Below are 6,454 nucleotides of genomic sequence, written 5' to 3'. Positions count from 1 at the left end.
CGTCACCGCCGGCGTCGGGCAGCTGGCCCCGCTCGAGCGCCTGGCGCTGCCCGTCGAGCTGTCCGGCGCGCACGGGGCGAACCGCGCGCCCGTGTTCGCGTATCTCGGCGCGGCGCACGATCTCGATGCGGTGCGCGCGTACCTGCACCGATACGACGACCGGCCCGCGACGCAGCGGGTCTACAAGAAGGAGCTCGAGCGCCTGGTGTTGTGGTGCGTGGCCGAGCGGGGCGTCGCGCTGTCGTCGATGCGGGTCGAGGATTGCGAGGCGTACAAGGCGTTTCTCGCCGCGCCGGGCGAGCGCTTCACGGGGCCGCCGGTCGCGCGCACGAGTCGCCAGTGGCGGCCGTTCGCGCCGGGCGGCCTGGCGCCGGAAAGCCAACGCTATGCGGTGCGCGCGATTCGCGCGGCATTCACGTGGCTGGTGGCGGTCCGGTATCTGGCCGGCAACCCGTGGGCGGCCGTCTCGGATCCCAGTGTCGTCAGGCGCGTGCGCAAGCTGCAGGTCGAGCGAGCGCTACCGCTCAACCTCTGGACGCGAGTACGCTCGACGCTGGCCGACCGAAGCGAGCTGCAGGGCCCGAGCGGGCCGCGCTGGCGTGCCGCGCGTGCGCTGCTGCTGCTGATGGGGGATGGCGGCCTGCGGATCGCCGAGGCGGCCGCGGCGAGGCGTGCGGCGCTCGTCTGGATGCCGGCGGATGACGACACGCCGGCCAGCTGGTTGCTCGAGGTGATCGGCAAGGGCAACAAGCAACGCTTCGTGCCGATCAGCGACGAGTGCGTCGACGCGCTGCGCGCACACTGGCGCGATCGCGACCAGGATCTCGACGCGGCGGCCGGGGCGAAGCCGCCCGGGTTGCCGCTGGTGGTGCCGCTGGTCATCCCGCCGACGCTGCGGGCCCGCGAGAAATTTGGCGAACCCGTCGACACTGACGAAGCGGTAGCCGGCGCCGCAACGGGAGGCGGCTATTCCGTGCGCGGCGCGCGCGGACTCACGCAATGGGCGATCGTGCAGCTGCTCGAGGTGATGTCCGATCTGACGGAACCGGAGCGGCGCAAGCTGGCCAGCACGTCGCCTCATGCGTTCCGCCACACGGTCGGCACGCAGATGCTGGCCGCCGGCGTCGCGCTCGAGGTCGTACAGCGCACACTCGGCCACGCGTCGCTCGGCACGACGTCAATCTACGTGTCGCCCGAAGAGGCGCGAATGCGTCGCGAGGCAGCGAAGTACCATGCGCGACTGACCCGTAAAACATCACCGTAAAGCTGATTCAGGCGGGAGGTTACCGTCGCGCTACGAGGTAAAGACGCAGTGAGGCTCAGGCCGTGCGCCGGACGGTCGAACGTCACCCGCGACGTCAAATATCGAAGAGCATCCTGCATTCCGCCTCGATCGTCCCGCTGGAAGGAGTTCGACATACAAGCACGCACACAACCAACGTCATCGAATTGTCACGCATTAGCGGACATTCACACTTGAAGATGCTGGAGATCTCCTACCACTCAACACCTGAAGAACTGGCCGAAAAACTGGGGTAAGCTGCCGGACGGGTCGCTAACACGACCTGTCCAAGGTGACAAAAGCTATCAACGGGGTGGGGGATGAAGAAGCTCGTTTGTGCTGCACTTGCAGTCTTCGCTGCTGGCGTTCACGCGGAAACTAAGGCATTCGATGGCAACTGGGTCGAAATGCTCAAGGAGCAGGACCCCGGAAAAACCGCTTATGGGGTTTTCTACTACGACGCCAATTCGTTTGAGCGCAACGGAGAAAAGGTTTCGTTTTGGGAGAAGTTCATGCTAGCCGACACTGCCAGCAACTTCAAATTTGTCTCCGTGAGTCACGAAGTGGCCAATTGCGAAACGCAGCAACATGCTCAGATTGCATTCATAAGCTCGGGGCCTGACGGAGTGTTGAAATCGCCTGACCGTATGATCGAACAAGATCCCGTGTACAAGTCGTACCCGCCTAACAGCCCTGGCGCGAAGGTGATCCGTTACATCTGCAAGGTAGGGAAGTAAGCCACGGAAAACGGCCATGTCCTCCATGTTTAACGAATACAGTCCCCCTCGGAGGCGCCTTTGCATATCTTCATCGACGAATCGGGCACTTTCACGGGCATTGGCGCGGGTGCGCCGGCCGTCTCAACGATTGGCGCGTTGATCCTCACCTCGCACAGCCTGTCTAAACTGTTTAGAAGATATCAGCGACTACGCATCAATCTTCCGAAGAACGGCAAGGGAGAGGTAAAAGGGAGCAAGCTCAATGAAACGCAGGTCGCGGCGGTAGTGGAATTGCTGCGCAAGAACGGTGCGATTTTCTGCGCGTCGATGATCGATCTTGCCGGGCATACGGCCGACGACATAGCTGGGCACCGTGATCGCCGAAGCGCTAGTCTGGCCGCCAACCTTACCGATGGCCACACGCAGGAACTGCGCGACGCCGTTGCGGCTTTACAGGCGAGGTTGGCCGGCTTCCCTGACCAATTGTACGTACAAAGCGCAGTGACGATCGAACTGCTCTATCGGATCATGCAGGACATGATCATGTACCACTGTCAGCGGTTCCCGAAGGAGCTTGCCGAGTTCCACTGGGTCATTGATGCGAAGGCCCCAGCGGTGGTCACCGATTGGGAAGATTGGTGGTCGAAGACCTTGGTCATATGGCTACAGGCGATGTCTCTAGACCGGCCTGGCGCGATGCTTCCCGGCGGCGACTATCGGCATTTCCGGCGGTTCATCCTAGCCGAACTACCGGCCTATCTCCGCGATGTTGCGCCGCCTGGGGACCGAGCATACGGAGCAGGCGTTGATCTCCAATTGATGTATGCCGAGAGCTTTCGGTTTTCGAGCGAGCCTGAGCCTGGTCTCGAACTGGTTGATATCGTCACCAATGCTTTACGGCGCGGGCTGGCCGGAAACTTGGGTGAGGAGGGGTGGCTCCCGTTGCGCGGCCTCATGATCCACCGCAGCGATGTTTATGTAAGCCCCGTCGGTCTCATCCCCGATGACAATCGGAAATTAGCGCAGTCGCTGCTCCCAGTGATGAACAAGTTCCGCACGGGCGGACGGATCATGGCCACCCGAGGTCTCCAATGGCCAGATGAGGACGGCGCGGACGGCTAGCCCATCCGCGTGCCTCGGATTGGCAGGTGTCGCTCTGATGGCGGCCACGATGAGGAGAAGCTCGGCCTCGCCGCGGTACTTGAACACACAGACGTGGCCGTGGCGAATGGCCGCAGCCGCTCCGCCCGCGCTACCGCGAAGCCTCGGGCGCGGCTTCGTCGCCCAACCGAAGCCGGGCAAGATTAACGGATTCTGGGCGCCGTCCGGGCCGCCAGGGGATAAAAACTGGCACACGTTGACATTGCCGGCAAATGCCGGCAAACTGAGCCGAGTAATGCCGGCATTTGCCGGCAACTCTCTTGGAGGACTGCCTCATGTCAACGGAATACAAGCCCACGCTACGTTTTAACGCGCTTGAAACTCGGCGCATCAACTCCGCAGCCAGCAAGGCAAAGCTGAAACCGGCCGAATGGATGCGCAAGCTGATTCTCGATCACGCCCCTCAGCTGACAATCGCCGACCCTCTGGCCGTGCGTGTGGCCGGCTTTGAAGAACGGTTTGGCTGGAACCTCATTCACTACGCCGAAGCGCTGGCCCATGCCGAGACCTTCCAGGCGGACGTCAGCGATATCGCCAACTACATGGAACGCTACACGACAATCGAGGACGGGGAGGTGTGGATCGACGGCGACAAGCTCCCGGGCGTGTCAGCGGGCAATGTGACCAGTGTAGAGGCGAGGGCTGTCGATTTGTGCCGGGCGATCAATCTTGCGCATATACGCGCCCTGCTTGCGAGTGAGGGGGCCTCGGCCAGTTGAACAGCCGCTGGTCGTCGACTCAGATCGGGCCGATCAGATGGGGTACGAACTCGACCTCGCGGTAGAGCCGACTTCCCGTGATAATGGAGGCGACGCTCGCGAGGTCGGGGTACGACGTCGATCTACGTGTCGCTGGAGGAAGCCCGATTGCGCGAGTCTGAACGCTTCCCTTGACCTTATGAAAAGAACGCGAGCAGTCGTTGCAGCAACGGTATGTGTGCCGTCCACCAGTCCGTCCGGGAAGGCGGCATGGCAATGAAGCGCAACGGTGACGACTTCGACTGGTCGAAGTAGAAAATGTTGTCGTCGCCGTACTGCAGTTCCCTGGGTGATGCATCGTTAATCGTGCGCACCGCAAAATATCTCTCCGCCAGCACATCCCCTGCCGGCCCCATCACCTGGAGTCGAATTTCGTCACCATCGCCAAAAGAGCGAGGCGCCCCACACATCTCAATTTTGTACTTCTCGCCGCCGAACTCTTTCGTTCCTCCGTTGAGAGCCTGGGTATAGCTCTCGCAACCTTCGTATGACTTCCGTAACACAACAGACGGAATCGCCAACACCAAGACTAGTGCGATCGCGATTACATGTTTTCTGGTGACCTGCATATTTCGCCGAGGCTGATCTTAATGGGATTGGTCAACTTGAGATATTGCAGGTTTGAATATATCACGAAATCCTCTCCGCGATTATGCATGTTTCTCCAGTCGTTGTAAGTCCTGTTGAAAACAGGATAGTGCACGTCACAAGCTCTAAATTTCTTGACGACGCCTTTTCGTGTATCGATTGGTTTATCTAGAAAATCATCAATCAGATACTTCCATTTAATCGTCGATTCGACGTCTGGCGAATTTCCAAGGTTCGAGTTGACGCCGCTCCGATACAGAAGCTCCCGGATCCTCCCGCCATTCGTAATCACCATGCTGCTTTTGTTCCAGTGTCCCAAATACTGGCTGCTCGATGGCGGTTTCCCGTCATTGAAGGAGTAGCTGTCTTTTATGTATGCGTAAATATGAGTTATGGACGCGGTTAATTCTGCGCAGTAGGATTTTGTCCTTTCATGGTTATTGTATTTGTAATAGCGGTCGCCGGAAAACTCAACGCGCCCGATCGCGGCATAGATGTTGAAATTCGCGAGGGCAGCGGTCAAATCGGTCGGCGCATACGGGAGGCCTCCCGTCGTGTCAAAGCTGGACACATTGACCAGCTGAAACTGCCACTTCCTGCAAAACTCGACGAGGTTGCCTTTGTCGCCAACCGTCTGGAAATCAAAATCCACCGTGGATCCGAATTTTTCCTTCACCACATGCCGCAGTAGATCTCTCAAAAGCGCCCGGGCATTCTCGTTGTAGATATTTTTCGAGATGAGCTCGTCATAACGCTCGCGGACCTTCCCAAACTTGAGCGCCCACTCAAGCGTCACGATGGTGTTGTCGAACGGCTGGTCCGTTTTGAAGCTGTTATCCCAAACGTGCTTCGGACCGCTGAACCATCGCCTGGCAAGCTTGGCCGCAACGGGCCATTTCATCCGCTCCATCGCATCAGGAACGTCCAGTAGATCAAAGGGAGGGGGATTCTCGCAATCCTCCGCGTCGGCTGGTTCGGACGACTTGGGAGGCGGGGCCTGCTTGGGAGGCGCCGCCTTTGCCGGCTCCGGCGCTTTCGTCGGCTCGGGCTTTGCCGGCTTGGGCTCAGGAAGCTTGAAGGGTTTGGGCTCGCCAGGAGCAAGCCTGTCCATGCAAACACCGCGGGGCGTATTCAAAGGGATGCATCCATCGGCGCCGGCGTACTCTTTCCACTTCGGTAACGAGAATGGAATTGACGACGCCTTTATTTCATAATGCGGCACTTTTTTGACGTCTGGCATAGGGCCTTAGATAACGACTTTTGAAGTGAAACGACCAGGTTAATTGATGCTCCATGAAATCGAGCGGCAACATTGAAAACAACTGTTAGATCGGGTCGCGTGCTGGCAGGTCGTATAGCTGCGGCCAGGCCAGCGCGCGAGGCGAACAAAGGTTATTGCGGGCAAGCGCGCGTCCCTACATCCGATGTCGATCTACGCGTGCCCGCGTGACTCGCGATACGGCGTCGCTTCCTATTGTTCGATCAAGAATCGATTGCGATTCTTTCCCGCAATCCATGCCGGTGGTTTGCCGCGCCCGCTCCAGGTCGCGCCAGTCTTCGGATCTCGATACTTCGGCGCCAAGGGCGTGTGAGTGCTGCGCTTACGACCGAATATATCCTGGGCGGTCAATCCGAATTCCGCGACCTTCTCGCGGATCGCAGCAACGACTGCCGCGACCTCCTGCTGTCGCAGCGCTTCTGCCTCCTGCTGCAGCTTTTCGAGTTCCGCTTTGACCTGCCGATAAGTACGGGTAGCTTCTGCCATCGTGGTTGGTGACTCCAGTTAGGTGAATTGAGACCTGTCGATTCTACCGGGGTGCGGTAATGCAGCCACAAAGGCCCGGAAAAATCGACTTATAATCGATCGCCAATTTGGCAGTCTAGTTTATCCGCGCGTCGCTAATCGCGTTTCTCGAGTCAGAGAACCTTACTACCGGAGACTCACA

At 59.3% G+C, this 6,454-nt stretch carries 7 protein-coding genes; 4 read left to right on the top strand and 3 right to left on the bottom strand.

The features are described from left to right. The 4 genes from F3J14_RS14070 to F3J14_RS14055 form a co-directional block, all read left to right on the top strand. Positions 1-1,264: tyrosine-type recombinase/integrase (locus tag F3J14_RS14070; protein ID WP_166723501.1), on the top strand; the 1,264-nt coding region annotated here is incomplete at its 5' end. Positions 1,265-1,602: 338 nt separating this feature from the next. Continuing rightward, complete coding sequence (locus F3J14_RS14065; RefSeq protein ID WP_166723500.1) at positions 1,603-2,019, top strand: surface-adhesin E family protein; 417 nt, start codon at positions 1,603-1,605, stop codon at positions 2,017-2,019. A gap of 60 nt (positions 2,020-2,079) precedes the next feature. After that, complete coding sequence (locus F3J14_RS14060) at positions 2,080-3,123, top strand: hypothetical protein (protein ID WP_166723499.1); 1,044 nt, start codon at positions 2,080-2,082, stop codon at positions 3,121-3,123. A gap of 314 nt (positions 3,124-3,437) precedes the next feature. Continuing rightward, positions 3,438-3,881 (top strand): hypothetical protein, encoded by a 444-nt coding sequence (locus F3J14_RS14055; protein ID WP_166723498.1) that lies wholly within the window; start codon positions 3,438-3,440, stop codon positions 3,879-3,881. 176 nt (positions 3,882-4,057) lie between these two features. Here F3J14_RS14055 and F3J14_RS14050 read toward each other — a convergent pair whose 3' ends face one another. The 3 genes from F3J14_RS14050 to F3J14_RS14040 all read right to left on the bottom strand — a co-directional run bounded on the left by F3J14_RS14050 (position 4,058) and on the right by F3J14_RS14040 (position 6,273). Then, the gene (locus F3J14_RS14050) at positions 4,058-4,489 is read right to left on the bottom strand and encodes a hypothetical protein (protein ID WP_166723497.1); all 432 of its coding nucleotides are present in this window, start codon (positions 4,487-4,489) and stop codon (positions 4,058-4,060) included. After that, positions 4,465-5,748 carry a DUF6402 family protein gene (locus F3J14_RS14045; protein ID WP_247682214.1) on the bottom strand — a complete coding sequence of 428 codons (1,284 nt, stop codon included), beginning with the start codon at positions 5,746-5,748 and terminating at the stop codon, positions 4,465-4,467. Before F3J14_RS14045 ends, F3J14_RS14050 begins: the two co-directional genes overlap by 25 nt. A gap of 231 nt (positions 5,749-5,979) precedes the next feature. Next, positions 5,980-6,273 carry an H-NS histone family protein gene (locus F3J14_RS14040; RefSeq protein WP_166723496.1) on the bottom strand — a complete coding sequence of 98 codons (294 nt, stop codon included), beginning with the start codon at positions 6,271-6,273 and terminating at the stop codon, positions 5,980-5,982. Positions 6,274-6,454 lie beyond the last annotated feature (181 nt).

The sequence above is a fragment of the Burkholderia sp. Tr-862 genome, assembly GCF_011753085.1.
GTDB lineage: Bacteria > Pseudomonadota > Gammaproteobacteria > Burkholderiales > Burkholderiaceae > Burkholderia > Burkholderia ambifaria.
The sequence above is the reverse complement of the archived record's forward strand: the minus strand, read 5'-3'. Positions and strand labels throughout refer to the sequence as shown.

Bases quoted from the DNA above. Each gene is read 5' to 3' on its own strand.
- F3J14_RS14040 (WP_166723496.1), bottom strand. From the start codon at position 6,273: ATGGCAGAAGCTACCCGTACTTATCGGCAGGTCAAAGCGGAACTCGAA.
- F3J14_RS14055 (WP_166723498.1), top strand. From the start codon at position 3,438: ATGTCAACGGAATACAAGCCCACGCTACGTTTTAACGCGCTTGAAACT.
- F3J14_RS14045 (WP_247682214.1), bottom strand. From the start codon at position 5,748: ATGCCAGACGTCAAAAAAGTGCCGCATTATGAAATAAAGGCGTCGTCA.
- F3J14_RS14050 (WP_166723497.1), bottom strand. From the start codon at position 4,489: ATGCAGGTCACCAGAAAACATGTAATCGCGATCGCACTAGTCTTGGTG.
- F3J14_RS14065 (WP_166723500.1), top strand. From the start codon at position 1,603: ATGAAGAAGCTCGTTTGTGCTGCACTTGCAGTCTTCGCTGCTGGCGTT.